Genomic DNA, 22083 nt, shown 5'->3' on the forward strand with positions numbered 1-22083 from the left:
ATTGAGTACAGTCTTGAATAGCCAAAACTACGCTCTCTTGGATCTGTCTTCCAAAGTGGAATACGCGCTGCTAGCACTCTTAGAACTGGCAAGCCACCACGGGAAAAAACTTCCTCTAACCATGAGCGAGATCGTTGCCAAGCAACCCATACCTGAACGCTATCTGGAACAAATTTTGACTAACCTCCGGCGTGCTGGTGTGGTGCAGAGTCAACGCGGCTCTAAAGGAGGTTTCGTTTTAGCTCGTGAACCTTGGCAGATTACAATACTTGAAATTGTCACTTTGGTCGAAGGCGAACGGAAAGAGAAAGATACCTCTAACTCTCCGACTCTAGAAAAGACTCTGGTTTATGAAGTTTGGGAGCAAGCTAACGCTGCCTCAATTGAAGTTTTGGGTCGTTATACACTCCAAGACTTGTGCGAGGAAAGAGAAACTCGCGCCCAGCAGAGTCCAATGTATTATATTTAGACACCACGGAGTACCCACATGCGGATAGCAAAAGATATCACAGAGTTAATCGGACGGACTCCTTTAGTTCAATTAAACAAGATTCCCCAAGCTTCAGGAGCGGTTGCTCGGATTGTCGTGAAGCTAGAAAGCATGAATCCAGCATCTTCTGTGAAAGACCGGATTGGCGCGAGTATGGTGGAAGCGGCAGAAGAAGCAGGCTTGATTCACCCCGGAAAAACTGTTTTAGTAGAGCCGACTTCTGGAAATACAGGAATTGCGCTAGCGATGGTGGCAGCTGCCAAGGGCTACCATCTCATTCTAACGATGCCTGACACAATGAGCCACGAAAGACGATCTATGCTCAAAGCTTATGGCGCTCAACTAGAGTTAACACCAGGGGTAGAAGGGATGCGAGGAGCGATCGCTCATGCAGAACAGCTTGTAGCTCAAACGCCCAATGCTTATATGTTACAGCAGTTTGGCAACCCTGCTAACCCGAAAGTTCACGCCGAAACCACAGCCGAAGAAATTTGGAATGATACCGATGGAGAAGTAGATATTCTCGTGGCGGGAGTGGGTACTGGTGGGACGATTACGGGAGTTGCAGAAGTTATTAAAAAACGGAAGCCGAGTTTTCAAGCGATCGCAGTTGAACCAAGCAACAGCCCAGTATTAGCAGGCGGAAAATCAGGGCCTCACAAAATCCAGGGTATTGGCGCAGGATTTGTCCCAGCAATTTACCGTTCAGAAGTGGTAGATGAAGTGATTCAGGTAGCGGATGAACAAGCGATCGCTTACAGCCGCCGCCTCGCAAAAGAAGAAGGATTGCTATCAGGGATTTCTACTGGCGCTGCTTTATACGCGGCTATTCAAGTGGCACAACGGCCAGAAAATGCAGGTCGCCTCATCGTGATGATCCAGCCTAGCTTCGGCGAACGCTACCTCAGCACCTCACTATTCAAAGACCCAGAGGAGAATGAGTGGTTGAGTAAAGTTTAATATTTGATTTTGTAGCGTGTGTTAGACCTATTGGATAGTTGATTAGTCACAATATATAGCGGTTTCTATTCAGATGCGGTACAACATTATATTGCGAGGTGTAGGGGCACGGCAGTGCCGTGCCCTTACGGGTATACCTCACGTAAACGAGAACCGCTATATACAGTGCAAATCATCATTTGACAAAAGTTAAGCATACGCAATGGTGATAAGCGATCGCTTCACTAATTGACCTTAGAGGATGTTTTAAAAGTCCACTTGTCGGTATCAAAAGTTCTAGATCCCTCTAAATTCCCCTTAAAAAGGGGGTTAGGGGAGATATAAAAGTGCCTAAAATCCTCTAACTACTAACCAAAAACAAAGCATCTTCAATTTTGCTCCTAAATTATTTGTTGTTAATGGCTAGCAACATCATTTTTTACCAAAACTGTTAAACAGCAACAACTAGCAGCTAGCTTTATTGGACTTAAAGCTTCACTTTTTAATACAATAAAAGTGCCTAATCCGATAAGAACAAAAGGCACAAGATTATTAACATAGTGAGTCAATACATTAGCTATGACTCTGTTATTAATTAATTTGTATGCAGCGTAGCACCAAACTCCTAACAATAGAAAAAATAATCCAATAATTACCAAAAAAGTCTCTAAGTTGCTGCTAGCAAATAAAGGCACATAGACACTAATATTATCGCTACCATTGGCAATTGTAACAGCTGCCACACTATATACTTGGGGAGAAAAGAAGCTAGGAATTGTTGATGCTTCACCTTCTTCTGTTCCAGCTACAACTTCTTTTGATGAATCTTCTTCCCGATTCACTAAGCTACTGATACCTATGGACATTGGTAGTAAACCAAGTAATCCAATCCAGCTTTTTGATAAAACTAACCCACCAAATAAACCAGGAAGACTAAGAATTAACAGAACCGTAAAACCTAGAAACTGGCCCGTAACTATATGCCGAGGGCGAAAGTTAGCATTTATTTGAGAAAAAAACAATAATAGAATGACAATATCATCAATATTAGTGGCAATGAACGCAATTGACCCTGTAGTAATTGCAGTAACTAACTCATTCATATTTCCTGGGTTTTTTTATCACTAAAACTTGGTTTCTTGTTTAAGAATTACTTAGTCTAATTCCAAACCTCCCATAGTTTTGAGGCTAGGGAAGCTGTTGTGGTGGTTGTGGGGTTAGGGTTGGATAACTTCGATTATTATTCCGTTTTCTATGATGACTATGATTAACTTTTGGTTACATACTTGTAAATTTTCCCGCCGGCTTACTTGTGAGGATAATTACTTTGTCATTTTAAAGCTTAGTTGTGCTAGAAGGTTAAAATAATTTGTAATTGAATTAGTTGGTAATTTAGACCCCAACTTTCTTCTAGACCACCAATAAATATAATTTTGTGGGGGACTTCAACCCAATAATTACGAATTACGAATTAGTGAATTTGGTATGGTGGTAAATTGTAGATTCTAAAAATCCAGCATGAGTCAGCTAGGGACAGCCTTCAGTGAAGGGATAATTGCCTTCATCGCCACTAACATAGATGACATCATTATCTTGTTAATCTTTTTTTCACAGGTAGATGTTAACTTTCGGCGGCGGCATATCTTACTTGGTCAATATCTGGGTTTTACAGCCATTATCATCGCTAGCTTACCAGGATTTTTTGGGGGATTGGTTGTACAGCGAGAATGGATAGGATTGCTAGGATTGTTACCAATTGCTATTGGTATTCAGCAATTAGTATCTAGAAAAGAAGAAACTATAACAGTTCAGACAGTCAGTAGTGATTTTAGACAGTCTACACCTACTAACCCAGTATTGTCTTTTATTTTGAGTGTTTTGCATCCCCAAACCTATAAAGTTGCAGCAGTAACGATCGCTAATGGTGGTGACAATATTAGTATATATATTCCTTTGTTCGCAGGTCACAATCTTGCCAGTTTGGGAGTAATTCTAGGTATATTTTTTATCATGGTAGGGGTTTGGTGTGCGATCGCTTATTTTTTAAGCCGTCAACCTACTATTGCTGATATTTTAAGTCGCTACGGTAACGCTGTTGTACCTTTTGTGTTAATTGGCTTGGGTCTGTTCATTATGTACGAACGAGGCACATTCACTCTACTACCTTGGGTAAGAGGTTAATCAATATTGGATGTTGGATGTTGAATGCTGGATTTGCAATTGGAAATCTCAAATTGGTTACACCTGATGAACTAATTTCCAACTTACCATCATCAAAATGGCATAAATGATAAACCGTAGTGGGCGCTGGGGAGCTACTTGGCAGATTTTAGCACCTAGTAACACCCCAGGCACAGAGCCTAGCCATATAGGGAGTACCAAACTCCAATCAACAGTTCCCAAGCTCAGATGACCAAGGGCTGTAAACAGCAGTAAAATCGCTGCGTGTGAAATATCTGTACCCACTAACTTCCGGGCATCAAGGCGGAAAAACCCAATCAGCACTAGGGCAAACATTGAACCTGATGAGACGCTAGTTAGACCAACCAAACAGCCTAAAATTGCTCCCAAAGTAATTGTCATAAATCGACCAAAGTTAGTTTCTAAGTCTAACTTTGGCAGTTCGGGTAAATTAAATTTGGGGAAAAAAGTCAATAACAACAATTGCACTAGTGCTAACACTGTGACTAGCAAAATCATCCCGCCAAGCAAACGGAGCAAGATATTATCCAGGCTATACTCACCTGTATATTTAATGAAGTGCAAAATCCCCACTCCGAACAATGAGCCTGGAATACTCCCAAATGCCAGCCATTTGACAACTTCTGTGTCAAGGGTTTTCTGTTCCCAATGCTTGACACTACCAACAATTTTCATTAAGGTGGCGGCCACAACATCAGAACTCACAGCGATGGAAGGCGGAACCTGAAAAATAAAAATCAACATTGGGGTGATCAGAGACGCTCCACCAATTCCTGTCAAGCCAACGATGATACCAACAAAAAAGCTTAAGAACGGTAGTAATAAATAGTGCATACTCTTCGGGGGTTTCAACAATTAGTTATTAGTTATCAGAGTCCTGTTGAGTCTCTCACTTCTATAAGTGAGCAGCGTCGGTAGGGGTTGATTAAATCCCCAAACGAAGCCTTAATAACTTTTCACTGACTTAACTACGAGCAGCTAGAGAGCAGCAACTCAGGCAAACTTATAGCCCAGTGTTAGACAGGGCTAGTTATGACAAGTTATTGTCTTTCTCAAGGATTCCTGGACAACTTAAAACCTGTGTGGAAGTTTTTGTAAGCATAACGACTGGCATTTAGGTGAAACAGACTTTGATAACTGCTTATTGGTCAGTCGCTCTACTAAACTCAACTTTTAACTGGGTTTTTCGGCGGTTGGACATATAAAACCACGTAAGGCGATGCACTTACCGTATTTTACTAGTAAGCATGATTAAACGTCCAGCGTATTCGCGTTGTATATCGCTCAATTATCTGGAAAATACACCGCAGTCCATCAAACTCACTACGGACTGGTTGCTAAAAAATTTACCTACAAGTTAATAACCATAGGGATAATTCCAAATTTTGTTTTTTGCAATCCAGTCAAAATCCTGTTTAGCAAAGGTCAAATCGCCAACATTGCTGCTGAAATTTCTGATAAATGCCAAAATCCTGATTACTTATGGTAGAGGTAGCATCAAAGCTAACGGCGTCTATGACCAGGTGAAGTCTACATTGGCTGGACAGAATTGACAGCACTGTATGGTTTAGATCGTGGTCAAACTTTGGCTATTGTGCTATATAGCACCCTGACAATTAGGCGCGATCGCAAATGGCAAAAACTCTTACAGTATACCGAGCGAGTTTGGGGAATAGCCAATGCCTAGTTCTTTACTCAGTGTTTAAAAAAGCTTGACTTGCAAGCAACTATCATGCTAGTTTTATCAAACCATTCGGTCGGTAATATTTTATTTATAGCAATTTTCAATTCAATAAACTCCCTACTCCCTACTATCAAAATCGCTGTCATGTCCAAAGGCGAAGAAACAAAAACCAGAATTCTTCAGCAAGCAGCCGAACTGTTTAATCAACAAGGGTATGCAGGTTCATCAATGTCAGACATTATGCGTGTAACTGGATTGCAGAAAGGAGGAATTTACAATCACTTCCAAAGCAAAGACGATCTCGCACTACAGGCTTTTGATTTTGCGATCGCTCGCATTAAGCAGCATACTAGATTTGCATTACGAAGCAAACACCACGCAGTAGAACGTTTGCAAACAATCATTGGGGTGTTTAGTACCTTCGCAGAAAATCCACCGATCAAAGGAGGGTGTCCACTGCTGAATACTGCTGTGGAAAGTGATGATGCTCATCCGGCGTTGCGAGAACGTGCTCAACAAGCAATGAACTCTTGGCTGCATCTAATTTGTCGAATTATTGAAAAAGGAATTGAAAAGGGTGAAATTCGCCCGGAAGTGAGTGCTGATGAAATCGCTACCATCATCATCGCAACACTGGAAGGAGGCATAATGATCAGCAAGCTTTATGGAGATTCAATTCATATACATAGGGTAATTAATCACCTGATTCAATACTTGGAAACTTCTCTTTAATTGAACAGACCGAGCAGTATTAAAAAATATTAAGATAAATAATGCTAGTAAATAACAACTTACACAGACCATTAGAAGTAGTATTAGCAATTCCTGTAAAAACATACGACATTGATTTTATGGGAATTGTGAGTAATATCGTATATATCAGATGGCTAGAGGATTTACGTCTAAAGTTTTTAGATGAACATTGGCAACTCAATCAACAAATTGAGCTAGGATATACACCGATTCTAGCCGGAACTGAAATTGAATATAAACGTCCGATAAAGATTATTGATCGGGTAATTGGACGTTTATGGCTGAGTAGTTTAGGACGCTTAAAGTGGACTGTGCAAGCTGAAATTTTATCTAACAATGAGTTAGCAGCAGTGGCTAGCCAGAAGGGTGGTTTTGTCAATCTGCAAAATAATCGTCTTATTCCCATTCCAGAGGAATTACAGAAAAAATATTTACAGTATCAACAAGGGATTCAAAAAATTTAATAATTAGGAATACTTCAATATTTTTTCGAGTTTTTAGAGACTGTTCGGTTTGTTTGTCAATATAATCTCGACTATAAGACCGATTCTTCATGAATACGCAAAAGAACTCCACTACCTGCGGCACCTCCCTTGCTAAGAGCAGCTTGGGAGGGGTCTCTAAAAACTTACTAATTTCTTGATGGTTCTCCTTAATCCCCTCTCTGTAAGCGGGGCTAGCATGTACACAAGTCGAAAAAAGCTCGATTTACTATTCCTCTGATTCCCATGTAGAGTATGGGAACGAGGAAAACCTCATCAAAGCTTAGGTTTTTAAGACTTGTGTGTGCAGCGTAGACAAGCAAGGAGGAGAGAGGAAGTGTAGCTTAAGCTCTTTGGGGTTATTCGGGTTTAATAAGCAATCAAGCGGACATGATATGAGAGGTCAAATATTCACAAATATTATGTTGAGTGGGCAAACAGCCAACTTTTTTATTGTCAATCTCGTAAATATACGGGAACTTCTTGTTTTGAGTTTTGGTCACTTTATGTCACTTTGAATAGCAAGGCGGTTCTGACTCCAATCAATTAGGTATAGTCTAACTCAGGCATTGCAGCTTTATATGTCGTCCAATTTAACTGAACCCTAACTCTTTGGTAAACCACTGTACCCATCTAAAGGTATGTACAAATGCTGTTATCCATTGTCAGCTTTTCCTGAATTGTCTTTATATATACAATAATTACACTTTGTTAGTCAGATTAACGCAGACTTAAAGCACTTTCAAATCGCTAAAATGGATGTTTGCTTATGGAAAAATTTCGTCATATCCAACCAAATATTACCATAATTCTTTATATCTATGCTAAAAGTTGATGAAAGCTCTATTAAACGACACTCCAAACACTTTTGCATCCAAAAACCTCTATACTAGACTAGACTTTGATAAATTTGAGAGTTTTGTTAATTGCAACACCAAAAACTATCAATTTTTAAATGAAATACTAGCGTATCTTATAGTCTATAGTTTTTAAGGTTTAGTCAAAACTATATCCAGTATCATCAAAAAATTGCAAACTTCATCTGGTGCCAAAATCAAGTGGGGAGTGAAAACATGAATTTACGTAGAGATGCATTGCAAATCCTCAAAGAAACTAGCCGAACTTTTTATATCCCAATTAGTGTTTTACCGCCAGGATTGCAAGAAGCGGTAGCATCAGCATATTTGTGTATGCGTGCTATTGATGAAATTGAAGATCATCCCGAACTAGATAACGCTACTAAAGCAAAGCTGTTAAGAACCATTAGCCTGACATTACAGGCAGGAGTTGATGGCTTCGCGGTAGATGCTTTCTTTGCAGGATTTAGTGGGTATGAGAATTCATTAGAAGAAGTCACTTTGAGGATTAGAGAATGGTCACTGCTAGCACCAGACACCATTGCACCTCGAATTTGGGATGCCACTGCTGCAATGGCAGACCGAATGGCTTACTGGGCAGAAAGAAACTGGAAAATTTACACAGAATCTGATTTGGATCGTTATACCTTTGGAGTTGCAGGTGCAGTGGGACTGTTACTTTCTGACTTGTGGACTTGGTATGATGGAACACAAACGAACCGTACCCAGGCAATTGGTTTTGGTCGAGGTTTACAAGCAGTTAATATCTTGCGTAATCATACTGAAGATTTGGGGCGTGGGGTAGAATTCTTCCCAGAAGGTTGGAGTGCAGAAAAGATGCAAGAGTATGCCCGGCGCAATCTAGGTCTGGCAGAAGCTTATATCAAAGACCTTCCTACGGGGCCAGCCTTAGATTTTTGTCAAATCCCCTTCACCTTGGCAAACGGCACTCTTGACGCCCTTGCTAATGGTAAAGAGAAACTCAGCCGCAGTGATGTTTTTGCACTAATCGAACAGCTGATTAGTGTGAACATGAAAGCTAGCTAATAATCTGTTAACGACTAATGGAGATGATTCTAAATTGCCTCCAAATTTGGGCATCCAAAATCCTACAGCGATTTTCTGTAGGGGAGCCAGTGCGGTCTTGGGAGTCTCCCCAAGTATAGTAACTGGCGTTGGGCACTGCCCTCCAATACCTTTAAATACTAATTCTCTCATGCAAAAACCCAGATTAAAGCTGACTTTTTCAATGGGATAGCAGCACGATGCACGTCACAAGCCTTAAGAGAGCGTCATTAGGAATTACAAATTGGTATAAAGTAGGATAAACACTATTTGCCAATTTAAGTATAATAAATAATCTTGTTTAGCGATCGCTTTACGTAATTTCAGCTAAACTTTAGGAACTCTTCAAAGGATTTCCAGCAAAAATTACCTGGCAAGAGTTGATTAATGTCTAAATAATTGAAAGGGAGTATAACACTCCCCGTGATTATTCGTGCAGCGAGTTGAGAGTGCATGAGCTACTGCTTAAATCCTACCTGTTCCAATCCAGAAAATTTGGTATATAGCCAAAGGTGTCAGTCTTGTGGCTCGCAACTACTGTTGCGCGATCGCTATCAGGTGATCAAACCATTAGGTCAGGGTGGCTTTGGAGCGACCTTCCTAGCCAACGATCAAGGCTTACCAGGAGAACCGAGTTGCGTCATCAAACAATTACGCCCATCAGGAAGCGCCCCACACGTTTTGCAGATGGCCAGAGAACTCTTTGAACGAGAAGCCAAAACTCTAGGTAAGATTGGCAATCATCCCCAAGTACCAAGATTATTAGACTATTTTGAAGATCATGAGCAATTCTACTTAGTTCAAGAATATATCAGTGGCGATACCTTGCAAGAGGAGGTCAAACTTAACGGCATCTTGAGCGAAACTGGAGTCAAGCAATTTTTGAGCGAGATTTTGCCACTGTTGCAATACATCCACGAGCAAAAGGTGATTCACCGTGATATCAAGCCAGCCAACTTAATTCGCCGCACTCAAGATGCCAGAATGGTACTCATCGACTTTGGTGCCGTCAAAAACCAAATTAGCCAAAGTGCGACAAGTCCATCAGGACAGACAGCATTAACTGCGTATGCTATTGGTACTCCTGGTTTTGCACCTCCAGAGCAAATGGCTATGCGTCCAGTCTACGCCAGTGATATTTATGCATTGGGGGTAACATGCATTTATTTACTGACTAGCAAAACTCCTAAAGATTTAGATTACAATCCCAATACTGGCGAGATGATGTGGGAGCAGCTTGTGCAAGTGAGCGATCACTTGGGCAATGTGTTACGAAAAATGTTAGAGGTGTCTGTACGTAATCGCTATCAGTCAGCGGTAGAAGTTCTTAGAGCATTGGAAATAGAACCATACTTAGATAGTTTAGCAAAGGGTTTGCTGATTAAATCTGATAATGGATCTAAAGAGCGAACACATAATTACCTAGAAAATTCTGCTGTTTTATCTAATCACCCTTCTACTGCTGTTACCAGTGCCGGAGTAGCACAGGTAGCGGCTGCAATTCGTGCTAGACGAGCCAAGACGGAAGCCGCAGGATTACACCAGGGTTTTGGGATGGCCAAATCAACGACTTTCACTAGCAACAGCAATGGTTCACAAGTTCAAAATTCTAAAGTTGGGCGGAAGTTAGATACCCAAGGTTTATTAACAGCCTATCTGAAGGGAAGACGGGATTTTGCCTTACACAATTTAAATTTGCTGAATCTGCAAGGTGCTGATTTATCTCAAACAAATTTCCATTCTGCTCAATTGCAAAAAACCAATCTTCAGGGAGCTAATCTTCACAATAGTGACTTTGGCAGAGCCAGTCTCACTCGAGCAAATCTTAAAGATGCTAATTTGAGCAAAGCATACTTTAACCATGCTGATTTAGAAGGAGCAGACCTGCGAGGTGCAGACCTTAGCAATGCTTATCTCAGTAATGCTAACCTCCGAGGAGCTAATCTGTGTGGTGCTAATCTCACCAGTGCCAAAATTTCTGATGAGCAGCTAGCACTAGCAAAAACAAATTGGATGACCGTGCGTCCCAATGGTAAACGAGGCTTGTTGTGATTTTAAAGTGTGAACTACCCCAGCCTATAGACGGATGGGGTTTCCCAATTCGCCGGGAATAGCCTCTCTTGTCGCTGTACTTCTATCCGAATATTCTCCTAATATTAGATTCTAGATTAGCAGAATAGCCTTAACCTCTCTGTTTTGAAGTTCTCCATTTTTATTAACAATTTTAAAACTCTTATTTTATCAGAGTCACAAGGCTGAACTTTTCTTATATCTGGGAAAATTAGCCCTGATTCTTCTCGATAAAAACTTAAATTTATTCAGAATTGACCAAATATATATAATGTTTAGGTTGAGCGATAGTCATCAATATCACTAATATTAAGAAATATCCAAATATTTAGTAAAAATACGTAGATATTTGTCAATACTTCATGAAATCTTTATGATTTTTATCTGTTACAAATAACAAATGATTATTTACAATAAACAATAAAGCATAATAATTTTCTAAATATATTTTCATGCTTTTTATGGCTATAAAGAAAAGGGAATCTCACACCTAAAATTTTTAAAATAGAATGATCTAAACCACTAAATTTTTCAGATGGCAGCAAAAAGCAAAAAATCAATTATCCCTGATTGTAGGCTGGAAAAGTATACCACAACCGAAATCAGGTAGTATCAGGTTTACGTATAATGACTGACTTTGCACAAACGGAAATAGAACGCCGATTAACTTTATATCAAGTATTCCTCAAGTTGTATGAACACCACAGCAGCCTTCTAGATGAAATTCTTCAGCTAGAAAACCTATCTCAACCGTCGTTGAAGAGAGTCAAGGCGGGGTACGTACATGGTGTAGTGGATAATACTGCTGTTTATCTGATGACTAACTTGGGCGACAATCAGACTCAAAGTTTACGACAGCCACAACAAATCTGGACGATAGGTCGTAATCGCAACAGTGGTATTTACATTGCTGACAGTCATCTGTCTCGTCGCCACGCTGCTATTCAGCATATTGACGAGCAAGGCTTTTACTTAATTGATTTTAACAGTACCAATGGCTCGTTTGTGAATGGTAATCGCGCTCTTAGGCCGATCAAGCTCAAAGATGGCGATCGCATCCGTCTAGGAAATATGACTTTTGATTTTTTTGTGAATTATACCTACCGTGTTCTGCCAACTGTTGCAATGGATTTATTGATGCAGCTTGTGCATCGAAGGAATAATCATACAGTAGATATGCTTACTTATTCCCCGAATAGACAAAAATCTCTAACTGAAAAATCAGATTCTAATTTAGAGGCTTTCAGAAATTTCGGATATGACAACTTCAGTTCAGAACAGAAATCAGAAATTTTAGACCGCCTGTTCACCACACAAATACCGTCTAATCCCAGCCAGATTACAAATTGGAACTTCTAGCATTTTTCAATTGCTTCAGGCGTGCTGTTAGCGGTAGCTTAACATTTAGTTTGTTAGTCTGTGCTGAGTAAGAAGGTAAAGTTTGCTGAGACAGACAAGCAGACAAATAGTGAAAGTTAAAAAGGAACAAGGAATAGGGAACTCCTCAAAATATATAAAAAAAATTAAGAGTTTGATTAAATATCATAGCAATCATTTTGGAGTGGCATTTCTAGCTCAAAATAAAAAGAAAGCGATTTAGGGATTGAGTGAGCAAGTTATGCTCTATCCTGGCAACAGGAGGATACTCAAGGTCTACCAGCAGTAGTAACAAAAGTGATGTACTCCAGTTATGTGGCTCACTGCTACGCGTCTACGCCAAAAAAAACCCCCAGTGAGCGTTAGCCAACCAGGGGAGTTAGTTATCAGGGTGCATCTACCAATTAAATGTTCTCAGGTTGAAGACCATACTCCGGATAAATTTGGACAAAGGTCAGTTATTTTTTGAATAAAAAAACCCCCAGTGGGTGTTAACCTACTAGGAGAGTGAGTTATCAGGGTGCATCTACCAATAATCTTTTCTAGGGGCAACCAGCATCTTCCGGGAAAAATGAACTAAATCAGAGGCGATGTCTACAACAGGCTGTGACGCTCATGCCTGTATGGAAAAGCAAGCTACGCGTATCATCTCTGAGAGGAAAAGACTCGCTAAGATTTCTCTGCAAGACGCATTTGCGATCGCTATTGGTAACGCAACTAGTAGAAAAAACTCCCAGTGGGTGTTAACCTATCAGGGGAGTGAGTTATCAGGGTCAGTTATTTTTTTAAATAAAAAAAACCCCCAGTGGGTGTTAACCTACTGGGAGAGTGAGTTATCAGGGTGCATCTACCAATAATCTTTTCTAGGGGCAACCAGCATCTTCCGGGAAAAATGAACTAAATCAGAGGCGATGTCTACAACAGGCTGTGACGCTCATACCTGTATGGAAAAGCAAGCTACGCGTATCATCTCTGAGAGGAAAAGACTCGCTAAGATTTCTCTGCAAGACGCATTTGCGATCGCTATTGGTAACGCAACTAGTAGAAAAAACTCCCAGTGGGTGTTAACCTATCAGGGGAGTGAGTTATCAGGATCAGTTATTTTTTTAAATAAAAAACCCCCAGTGGGTGTTAACCTACTAGGAGAGTGAGTTATCAGGGTGCATCTACCAATAATCTTTTCTAGGGGTAGCCAGCATCTTCCGGGAAAAAAGAACTAAATCAGAGGCGATGTCTACAACAGGCTGTGAAGCTCGTACCTCTATGGAGAAGCAAGCTACGCGTAGCGTCTCTGAGAGGAAAAGACTCGCTAACATTTCTCTACAAGACGCATTGGTTATCGGTGACGCAACTAGAAAAAACCCCCAGTGGGTGTTAACCAACCAGGGGAGTGAGTTATCAGGGTGCATCTACCAATAATCTTTTCTAAAACAAATGGGTCGCTACCGGATAAATTAGCAGAGGTTGAAGTTGTTACTGTTTATCGCTCGAAGAAAAACCTCAGAGGGGTTAGGTATCAGGACAGACCTACCAATTAAACGCTCGGTGCGCTGTTTTACAAAATGGGTGTGTCAGGGTTAATCAATAGCACTCAATTTTCATAAAAAAACCCCCAGTGGGCGTTAGCCAACCAGGGGAGCTAGTTATCAGGGTGCATCTACCACTTAAATGTTCTAGGTTTAACCACCATGCTCCGGATAAATTTATTAAAAAATTGATTGTTGTCTTGTGTCAAAAAAAACAAAAGTGGATATTAACTCAATTAGGAGAGTTAAAGATCGAGGGACATCCATCTATTAATCAAGTATTCTAGGATTAAGCACTATTTTCTGGTAGAGAATATCTGCGTCAGAAGTTGCTGTTGTTTGCCAAAAATAAAAAAACCCCCAGTGGGTGTTAGCCAACTAGGGGAGTTGAAGATCAAGGTGCATCTACCAATTAAGTGTTCTAGACCCAAGTAATCCGATCCGGATAAAGTTGTAGAGGCAGAAAAACCAAAACAACACCGAATCAGAAACATTCAGGGGCGCGATGCATCTAAATTATCAGAGGAAGCGAAAAATCGACTTGAAACTTTCGCGTTTCAAACCAGATTTAGGAGGCGGACAGGAGAAGTTGTGACCCAGGAATTCCATATTTCCGTAACCCCAGTAGGGCAAAATGACTACTTGGTGCGGACGGAACAAGTCGCGCCTGGGGTACCATTGGCAGAAGAATTGGTGACTTGGCCTATAGCTGATTGGTTGATGGCTGCTGGGCATTTGATGAATGACCCGTTGAATTCGGTGTTGCAAGGAGATCCATTTACCTCTGGCGGGCATGAAAGCGATATCGCCAGAAACTCTGTGAATTTGGTGGCATTGGGTCAACAATTTTATAATGCCCTATTTCAAGGCACTCTCAGAGATAGTTGGATTACTGCCCAAGGTATTGCCCAGAATCACCAACAAGTACTACGCTTACGTTTAGGGTTAAAAGACACTAGGTTAGCTCGTTTGCCTTGGGAAGTGATGCACGCAGGCGATCGCCCTCTGGCTACTGGGCCTTATGTAGCTTTTTCTCGCTTCCAAAGTGGAATTTTAGGGGCTTCTCCTTTGCGATCCCTGCGGGGGGCTACGCCTACGCAAAATATGCCCACACCACTTGAACAAGTTGGTGTCAAAGTCTTGATGGTAATTGCTTCTCCCTCAGATCAAGTCCGTCTTGACTTACAGAAACAGGAAGCGATTAAACTGCAAGCGGAACTTCACCGTCAAACGTCACGATCTGGTGAAGGTCGCAATCGTTTCCCTGAAATTGAACTCACTGTATTAGATCAACCAGGACGGGAAGAACTGACGCAAGCCCTAGAACAAGGTAGATACCACGTTCTCCACTACTCTGGTCATAGTAACTTAGGCGCAAATGGCGGAGAAATTTATCTTGTTAGTCGCAGAACTGGCTTAACAGAAATATTGACTGGGGACGATTTGGCAGGTTTGCTCGTCAACAATAATATCCAAATGGCAGTGTTTAATTCCTGCTTGGGCGCGTACATAGCAGCGTCCAATTCCTCTGGAGATACTGGCGAACGAAACTTAGCGGAAAGTCTGGTGAAGCGCGGAATTAGAAGCGTTTTGGCGATGTCAGAACGGATTCCTGATGAAGTGGCGTTAACGCTCACACAATTGTTTTACCGCAACTTAAGTCAGGGATATCCAGTAGATTTGTGCGTCAGTCGGGTGCGCCAAGGATTAATTTCTGCTTATGGTTCTCTCCAGATGTACTGGGCATTACCGATTTTATATCTCCAGCCAGAATTTGACGGTTTTCTGAGTCAGGAAACTGAGGTATCCGCAAGTACGGAGTCGCTGAATCAGTATAGTTCGCCTTTAGGGGCAACTTCTACAATGTACTCTCCTATGGTCGATGATAGCGAGATACCTTTAGGAATGGAGGACATGATTCCTTCTGGTTTGACGCGGGACTCTTCTGGGTTGGACTGGCTGGGTGAAGATACTTGGGGCGATCTGGTTGATGAAATTGAGTATGATGACCCCAGCTATGAAGAGGATTCTGCGATCGTTTCGGATTTGTTTCGTCAGCTAGATAACCAAAAAGCTGCAACTGAACCGGATCGACAAATTCGCGAAAATAGTCTTCACCAAAGCCAGATTTCAGAAGAAATGACTTCCTCAGAAGAGTCAGCAGATTTGTGGGGAGAAGTTCCCCCACCGCCACCTGCAACTCCTGGGAACCTTGAAGAAAATTGGCAAAATTCTAATTTTTCGCGTAGGCATAGCCCGCCGCAGGCATCGCAACCACCCCCACCAAGAAATCGTACCCGTCGCCGTCAGCTGTGGCCGATTGTGGGTGTTGTGGGGATCAGTGCATTAGCAGCTGCGATCGGTTTAAATTGGTGGTGGCAAAATCGCCCCCAAGCACTGCCTAAAATACCAGAAATTCCCACCCAGTCTCTACCTGATTCTCGACCGATTCAAAAGCAGCCGAATATCGATTTAGAAATAGAAGCGACTGGAATTGTCACCACTACTGCTACGGAAAAATTGAGCCAGGGTGACTTGCAAGGTGGCTTATTGGCTGTAGAAGAACTACTCAATCGGGGCGCACTGGCTGCGGCTGAAACTTCTTTAAAACTAATTCCCAGTAAACAAGCTGACGATCCATCTGTGAATTTTTACAAGGGAAGATTGGCGTGGCAGTCTATCCAAACTGGAGACAATAACTATAGTGTCGATGATGCTCGTCGTTATTGGGAAACTGCTGCCAAAGCTAAACCCGAATCGCTTTTGTATAATAATGCTTTGGGATTTGCCTATTACACAGAAGGCAATCTGAATCGAGCCAATGATTCTTGGTTCAAGGCTTTGAATTTAGCTCTCAAAGAACAGAACACAAATTCAACATCTCGAAATACAGCAGTTCCTCAAGATGCTTTAACTTCTTATGCTGGTTTAGCTCTGGGATTGTATAAATCTGCACTTAGTCAATCTAATGGCAAGCAAACACAGTATCTGAACGAAGCGATCAAGTTGCGGCAAACGGTTCTCAAGTCCGATCCAGAAAATTTTCAGGTAGATAAATTAGCTAAAAATTGGCTGTGGACGGAGAAGGCGATTGAAGATTGGCGATCGCTTCTTCAAGAAAAAGGTGAAGAACAGTAATATATTGTGGTGGAGCGATCGCTCTCAGTTTGACCAAAAGCCACAGATGTGCTATCAATTACACCTGCCTCGGCTTGAGCAATAATAGTACTACTGCGATCGCTTGCAATTCGCACCACACTGTTGTATATGTGCGTTGCTCCATAAAGATTGCCTTCCACGTCAAAGGCGAAGTCATTAATATTAGTTTGCTCAACAAAAATTTCATAGGGATTTTGATGAATTGCAATCAGACTGGTAACAAGTCTGAAGAGTTAATTAAAAGTTTCAATCCCTAATAGGGATTTTGATGAATTGCAATTTTTAATGATTTACAGTTTGGGGGAACTGATTTTAATGTTTCAATCCCTAATAGGGATTTTGATGAATTGCAATTCTACTTTGCAAGTATACAACTTTTTAAGATACTAGTTTCAATCCCTAATAGGGATTTTGATGAATTGCAATTGTCAGACTTGTTACCTGCTGAATCTGTAAGTTGTTTCAATCCCTAATAGGGATTTTGATGAATTGCAATATTTAAAGCTTTTTCCTTAATAGATTCCTGCCATTGTTTCAATCCCTAATAGGGATTTTGATGAATTGCAATATGCGATGTATCCGGGGATGGAGGATGTTATAGGCGAGTTTCAATCCCTAATAGGGATTTTGATGAATTGCAATTTAATGTGGTTTTTTGCATTATTGTAAATATCAAGGTTGTTTCAATCCCTAATAGGGATTTTGATGAATTGCAATGTTCTGCTTCATCCTTTTCGTAAAAGGATTTTAAAGTTTCAATCCCTAATAGGGATTTTGATGAATTGCAATCATAGCCGTTAAGACGGCAGGGTAATCAGAAATATCTGTTTCAATCCCTAATAGGGATTTTGATGAATTGCAATTACTGCCTTTTCAGCATTTTTACCAAGTAATTTTCTGTTTCAATCCCTAATAGGGATTTTGATGAATTGCAATTTTATACAAGGGCGTAAACAAGCTCAAAATCAATTGTTTCAATCCCTAATAGGGATTTTGATGAATTGCAATTCGTTCAACAATGGCAGTGGTTGGAATGGTATATTTGTTTCAATCCCTAATAGGGATTTTGATGAATTGCAATTTTATTGCGAACACCTCTTAAGGAACCGTGGTTTTTTGTTTCAATCCCTAATAGGGATTTTGATGAATTGCAATACCAAAATTCAACTACCACGAAGGGCAGCACCTACGTTTCAATCCCTAATAGGGATTTTGATGAATTGCAATGTTGAGCAGTCTAAAGCAGATATCGCCAAACTACGTTTCAATCCCTAATAGGGATTTTGATGAATTGCAATATCGCTTTTTTCATATAAACGTAGGAAAAATATGTTTCAATCCCTAATAGGGATTTTGATGAATTGCAATGGTATGGACTATGCAGCTATAGATACAGCTTTTGTTTCAATCCCTAATAGGGATTTTGATGAATTGCAATAGCGGAAGCCGCAAAGCCAAGCTATATTTAGTTTTCAAGGTGCGGTTGCGCGATTCTGGAGCAATCATAGCATTAGAGAATTCCTTTGGGAAGAGTGCCGGGAAAGATTAAAGACTGACACCCTAGTTTTTGTGAGCATTTCAGAGATTGCGCGGATGATAATTGGGTGATGAGTAGGGTGAAATGCTTGCCGGTATTGAGATAGAAGCACTTTTTTGTGGCTGTGGAATTTGTACACCTACCCATTCGCGCATTTGACATACAGGAACTCTCTGAGAGATGCGATCGCTAAAAATAACCTAATGGTGATGGGGGGCGCGATCGCTGCCTTCGGAGCCAGAAATCCCAGTCTTTATATGCTTATAGCCTCCCACATCACACACAACAACACTTGTAATGTTAGTCTTGAGACTCCTCAGAGATAGATTCTGATTCTGTTTCAAGTTCTTCTGTTTCAACTTTGGGGGCTGGTGGTTTAACAGGTTTTGGGCCGCGCGCTAGTGCCGGATTCACCGGTTGCCTGCTTTCATCTCTAGATGATGATCCTTTTTTCCCTTTGTCAGACGAGCGATCGCGGCTCGGTTTTGAGCTTTTGGGGTTGGATTCAATAGGGGTTACAGAATCCGAATTTTCGGAATTGCTGTCAGCGCTTGCTTGAGACTGACGTTCCGATTTCTTAATTGGACGTTCTACCATTGTTGATTTTTGTAAATTTATCTGTATGGTACATCGATTTGGTGACTATCAGACTGTTGAGTAGCATTTTTAAAGATTTTATTGTTGGAATTTCTGAGTAGCTGTGAAGAGTTGTTTCGACAAAAAAGCAGCCAACAAACTTTATTAATTAACTCACTAAATTAAAAAATGGGTACGTTATCCATAACTAAACGCACCCGAAAACTATTAAACAAAATCAGGTCGTGCCTGTTGCCTTGATTTGAACTTTTCCTCTAAAACTGGCCAATTTTCTTGCTCAATTAAGTTAGTCAACTCATCAAGGTTTTGACGATATTGTTGTAGCGATCGCAGCAATGCTTGACGATTATACCGCGCCATCATTACGCCCAACTCTGGATTCCCACCACCCACACGACTAGTATCTCGAAAACCCGAACTGGCTAACTTTTGGGCTAATTGCAAAACATCGGGGTCAGTTTCGCTCAAACAAGCAGCAATCAACGAGGAACTGACCATTACAGGTAAATGGGAAATCCAACTCACAGCGCGATCGTGTTGCTCTGGTTGACAAAAATAGATATTAGCTCCTAGCGATCGCACAATTTCTTCTACAACTGTAATTGCACTAGTTGGTGTTGTCGTTATCGGTGTTAATACATAAGGTTTATCAACAAATAAATCGCGCTGTGCAGCTTCTATCCCACTGTCTGTTCTTCCCGCCATTGGATGACCGCCGATAAAATTATCCCAAAGCGGAGAAATATCCTTAACTATCTGTGCTTTCGCCGAACCCACATCAGTAACGACTGTAGCGGTAGGCAAATAAGCGACTAACTGTTCAAATTGGGGCACAATAAGGGCTAGAGGTGTACAAATAAATACAACTTCTGCGGCTGCTAACAAGCTCAGATCGACTGATGCTTCATTAACACTCCCCAAGGTAACTGCCTTTTGACAGGTTGCTTCACGGCGACTAACTCCTAAGATATGATGTCCTTGCGATCGCAAATCAAAACCCAAAGATCCGCCTATCAGTCCCAATCCTAAAATTCCAATATTCATTTTTGATTTTGACATTCCGTTTTTTATGACTTTACCAACTATTAAAGTTGGCATCCAAGGGGTAGCATCAATGACTGTAGAGGAATTACTGGAACAATACGCAGCAGGAGTCTTAAACTTTAGTGGTGTTGACCTCCCAGAAGCCAATCTGAGTGGGGTCAAACTCAGTGGCGTGAATCTGAGCGATGCTAATTTGAGTATAGTCAACCTGAGTGGCGCGAATCTGAGTGAGGCTAACTTGAGCAATGCCAAGCTGAATGTAGCTAGACTAAGTGGCGCGAATCTATGCAGCGCCATCCTTAACAACGCCAGTCTCAACGTCGCTAATTTGATTCGAGCGGATCTGAGTCGCGCTCAACTCAGAGGAGCTTCATTGATCCGCGCCGAGTTAATTCGCGCTGACCTCAGTCGCGCTGATTTGTTGGAGGCTGACCTTACCAGTGCTGATTTGCGAGAGGCTACACTCCGCCAAGCGAATCTCCGTCACGCTAACTTGAGTGAGACGATCTTGAAAGGTGCTTCCTTAACCGGAGCTAATTTGGAGATGGCTAACTTAAACGCCAGTGACCTGAGTCGTTCTGACTTGAGCGGTGCAAATTTGCGAGATGCCGAACTCAGACAAGCCAATCTCAGCCATACTAATTTGAGCGGGGCAGATTTGAGTGGTGCAAATCTCCGGTGGGCAGATTTGAGCGGTGCAAATCTCCGGTGGGCAGATTTGAGCGGCGCAAAATTGAGCGGGGCTGATTTAATTGGCGCAGATTTAAGCAATGCCAATTTAACAAATACAAGTTTAGTCCACGCCAATTTAACTCAGGCAAAATTAATTAGAGCAGAATGGATCGGTGCTGACTTAACAGGAGCAACTTTAACAGGAGCAAAGCTTTATGCCACTTCCAGGTTTGGTTTAAAAACCGAAGGCATGGTTTGTGAATGGGTTGATCTTAGCCCAGCTGGCGATCGCTCCATTGTCCAAAACTTCCATTCTGAAGAGTCACGAGATTTTTTTAACGAAACACCGCCAACAATTCGGATTATTGTTGATGCAGTTCTAGAACATGAAGCTAATTTTGCGATCGCTGGCGCTTACTACCAAATCGCTCAAGAATATCGAGGGCTGAAACAACCTCCAAGTATCGAAAGTGGCCGTCGCCGGACTGTTTTTACCTTTCATGTAGATAGCGACGAAGCATTATTTCCCACAGCTTACATTGTCATTCTTCCCTTTCTAGATGCGGCATCTACTCAAAAAAATATTTCCAGTATAGTGGAAATGATTAATAGTGAAGTTGTGGCAAACCAAAACTTTAAATCGCCTCATATAGTCAAACAATTAAATACTCTTTTTGAACAAGCTATGAATCAGGCTACAACAATTAAACAGATGAAAAAAAATATCGAAGTAGCCGTAAAATTAAATTTTTGTAAAGCTCCAGCCCAAATAGTTTTAACGAATTCCAGTGCCCACACTTTGATTGTTTATGACCATCCTAACTTTGGAAAAAGATTTATTAATCGCTCTCCTCTTAATGCTTCAGCTTATGATATGTCCAGTGATTCAACAAAAAATATATTACCTTCATTAGATATTATTATAGATTTTGTTAAAGGATTTCATTATATTAGTCATTAGTTATGCGGGATGGGGCATTGAACTAATGACAAATGACAAAAAACAAAAATTTTGGAGGAAAAAATGAGCAATATTTTTAATAAAATGATTGGTCGAACTCGCTATGTAGTGTTTCGCCTATTTCTGCACTTAGGGGGAGGTGAAGTAGCGCCAATTTTGGGAGTATTAAATAGTGCTGGACGGGATGCGATCGATGCTGATGGTGACTTAGAAGTTTTAGGAGAAGGATTAGTAGAAATTAGCCAAACCCTGCTGCAATATGATGAATACTGGCTTTCTGCTGCCAACGAAGGTGACGTATTTTGGAATGAAGGTGAGGCAGGAGATTACGTGAATGAATTATTTACTGACTCTGCCGAAAGATATCTCAGCGAACCAAATTACGCTTCCAATGGATTGAATGAACCTTTATCGATACCTGTAACTCGCAACATCATTGTGATGATTACAGTAGCTTATGAAGGAGAAGTACCAGATTTGGAAACCGACCTTTCTAACGTTCAGGCGCTCAAGGAAGGATTGAAAGCATTGATAAATTTGCATTATAAACATAGATTAAAGGCAATCCAAGTACATTTCTCGCCGGCACAGTTAGGCGATGAACTTACTAGCGATCAACTGCTGCAATATTACCCAGAATTGATTCCTTTGTAATCTGTTGGGTAGTC

At 41.1% G+C, this 22083-nt stretch carries 18 protein-coding genes, 2 pseudogenes and 1 CRISPR repeat array; of the genes and pseudogenes, 15 read left to right on the forward strand and 5 right to left on the reverse strand.

Going from position 1 to position 22083, the window contains the following annotated elements; genetic code table 11:
• Positions 1-13 precede the first annotated feature (13 nt).
• The gene (locus NLP_RS04055) at positions 14-469 is read left to right on the forward strand and encodes an RrF2 family transcriptional regulator (RefSeq protein WP_234017202.1); all 456 of its coding nucleotides are present in this window, start codon (positions 14-16) and stop codon (positions 467-469) included.
• An 18-nt stretch (positions 470-487) separates the two neighbouring features.
• Positions 488-1450, forward strand: a complete 963-nt coding sequence (gene cysK, locus NLP_RS04060) for a cysteine synthase A (RefSeq protein ID WP_104905262.1) — start codon at positions 488-490, stop codon at positions 1448-1450.
• 395 nt (positions 1451-1845) lie between these two features.
• Here cysK and NLP_RS04065 read toward each other — a convergent pair whose 3' ends face one another.
• Entirely contained in the window at positions 1846-2532 is a 687-nt protein-coding gene (locus tag NLP_RS04065) for a cadmium resistance transporter (RefSeq protein WP_104905263.1), read from the reverse strand.
• A gap of 415 nt (positions 2533-2947) precedes the next feature.
• On the opposite strand from NLP_RS04065, the gene NLP_RS04070 reads away from it, so the two are divergent.
• Positions 2948-3610, forward strand: a complete 663-nt coding sequence (locus tag NLP_RS04070) for a cadmium resistance transporter (RefSeq protein WP_104905264.1) — start codon at positions 2948-2950, stop codon at positions 3608-3610.
• Positions 3611-3667: 57 nt separating this feature from the next.
• On the opposite strand, the gene NLP_RS04075 is transcribed toward NLP_RS04070, so the two are convergent.
• A complete protein-coding gene (locus NLP_RS04075; RefSeq protein ID WP_104905265.1) occupies positions 3668-4465 on the reverse strand; it encodes a sulfite exporter TauE/SafE family protein in 798 nt (265 codons plus the stop codon).
• A gap of 541 nt (positions 4466-5006) precedes the next feature.
• On the opposite strand from NLP_RS04075, the pseudogene NLP_RS34010 reads away from it, so the two are divergent.
• From NLP_RS34010 to hetF, 10 genes and pseudogenes are all read left to right on the forward strand, one after another.
• A pseudogene (locus NLP_RS34010) lies at positions 5007-5181 on the forward strand (NADH-dependent alcohol dehydrogenase); the annotation flags it as partial.
• Positions 5181-5318, forward strand: a complete 138-nt coding sequence (locus NLP_RS04080; protein WP_199784757.1) for a hypothetical protein — start codon at positions 5181-5183, stop codon at positions 5316-5318. The pseudogene NLP_RS34010 and the gene NLP_RS04080, both read left to right, overlap by 1 nt.
• 141 nt (positions 5319-5459) lie before the next feature.
• Positions 5460-6047, forward strand: a complete 588-nt coding sequence (locus NLP_RS04085; RefSeq protein WP_104905266.1) for a TetR/AcrR family transcriptional regulator — start codon at positions 5460-5462, stop codon at positions 6045-6047.
• 41 nt (positions 6048-6088) lie between these two features.
• Complete coding sequence (locus NLP_RS04090; RefSeq protein ID WP_104905267.1) at positions 6089-6532, forward strand: acyl-CoA thioesterase; 444 nt, start codon at positions 6089-6091, stop codon at positions 6530-6532.
• A 1091-nt stretch (positions 6533-7623) separates the two neighbouring features.
• Complete coding sequence (locus NLP_RS04095) at positions 7624-8454, forward strand: squalene/phytoene synthase family protein (protein ID WP_104905268.1); 831 nt, start codon at positions 7624-7626, stop codon at positions 8452-8454.
• Between the two features lie 471 nt (positions 8455-8925).
• Positions 8926-10524, forward strand: a complete 1599-nt coding sequence (locus NLP_RS04100) for a serine/threonine-protein kinase (RefSeq protein ID WP_104905269.1) — start codon at positions 8926-8928, stop codon at positions 10522-10524.
• 645 nt (positions 10525-11169) lie between these two features.
• Positions 11170-11901 (forward strand): FHA domain-containing protein, encoded by a 732-nt coding sequence (locus tag NLP_RS04105; RefSeq protein WP_199784758.1) that lies wholly within the window; start codon positions 11170-11172, stop codon positions 11899-11901.
• Between the two features lie 608 nt (positions 11902-12509).
• Positions 12510-12776 (forward strand): hypothetical protein, encoded by a 267-nt coding sequence (locus NLP_RS04110; protein ID WP_104905271.1) that lies wholly within the window; start codon positions 12510-12512, stop codon positions 12774-12776.
• Between the two features lie 54 nt (positions 12777-12830).
• Positions 12831-13070, forward strand: coding sequence for a hypothetical protein (locus NLP_RS04115; protein ID WP_158680273.1), 240 nt, complete (start codon positions 12831-12833; stop codon positions 13068-13070).
• 966 nt (positions 13071-14036) lie between these two features.
• Positions 14037-16583 carry a cell division protein HetF gene (gene hetF, locus NLP_RS04120; RefSeq protein ID WP_104905273.1) on the forward strand — a complete coding sequence of 849 codons (2547 nt, stop codon included), beginning with the start codon at positions 14037-14039 and terminating at the stop codon, positions 16581-16583.
• On the opposite strand, the pseudogene NLP_RS32750 reads toward hetF, so the two are convergent.
• From NLP_RS32750 to NLP_RS04130, 3 genes and pseudogenes are all read right to left on the reverse strand, one after another.
• Positions 16583-16789 (reverse strand): annotated as a pseudogene (locus NLP_RS32750) (gluconolactonase); the annotation flags it as partial. The gene hetF and the pseudogene NLP_RS32750 overlap by 1 nt on opposite strands.
• 58 nt (positions 16790-16847) lie before the next feature.
• Positions 16848-18042: a CRISPR direct-repeat array (repeat unit 37 nt; unit sequence GTTTCAATCCCTAATAGGGATTTTGATGAATTGCAAT).
• A 399-nt stretch (positions 18043-18441) separates the two neighbouring features.
• Complete coding sequence (locus NLP_RS04125; protein WP_104905274.1) at positions 18442-18738, reverse strand: hypothetical protein; 297 nt, start codon at positions 18736-18738, stop codon at positions 18442-18444.
• A 207-nt stretch (positions 18739-18945) separates the two neighbouring features.
• The gene (locus NLP_RS04130; RefSeq protein WP_104905275.1) at positions 18946-19782 is read right to left on the reverse strand and encodes a prephenate/arogenate dehydrogenase; all 837 of its coding nucleotides are present in this window, start codon (positions 19780-19782) and stop codon (positions 18946-18948) included.
• A 70-nt stretch (positions 19783-19852) separates the two neighbouring features.
• Here NLP_RS04130 and NLP_RS04135 point away from each other — a divergent pair, with 70 nt between their 5' ends.
• Positions 19853-21415 (forward strand): pentapeptide repeat-containing protein, encoded by a 1563-nt coding sequence (locus tag NLP_RS04135; protein WP_104909769.1) that lies wholly within the window; start codon positions 19853-19855, stop codon positions 21413-21415.
• Between the two features lie 63 nt (positions 21416-21478).
• Positions 21479-22069 (forward strand): DUF1517 domain-containing protein, encoded by a 591-nt coding sequence (locus NLP_RS04140; protein ID WP_104905276.1) that lies wholly within the window; start codon positions 21479-21481, stop codon positions 22067-22069.
• Positions 22070-22083 lie beyond the last annotated feature (14 nt).

Source organism: Nostoc sp. 'Lobaria pulmonaria (5183) cyanobiont', from assembly GCF_002949795.1.
Lineage (GTDB): Bacteria > Cyanobacteriota > Cyanobacteriia > Cyanobacteriales > Nostocaceae > Nostoc.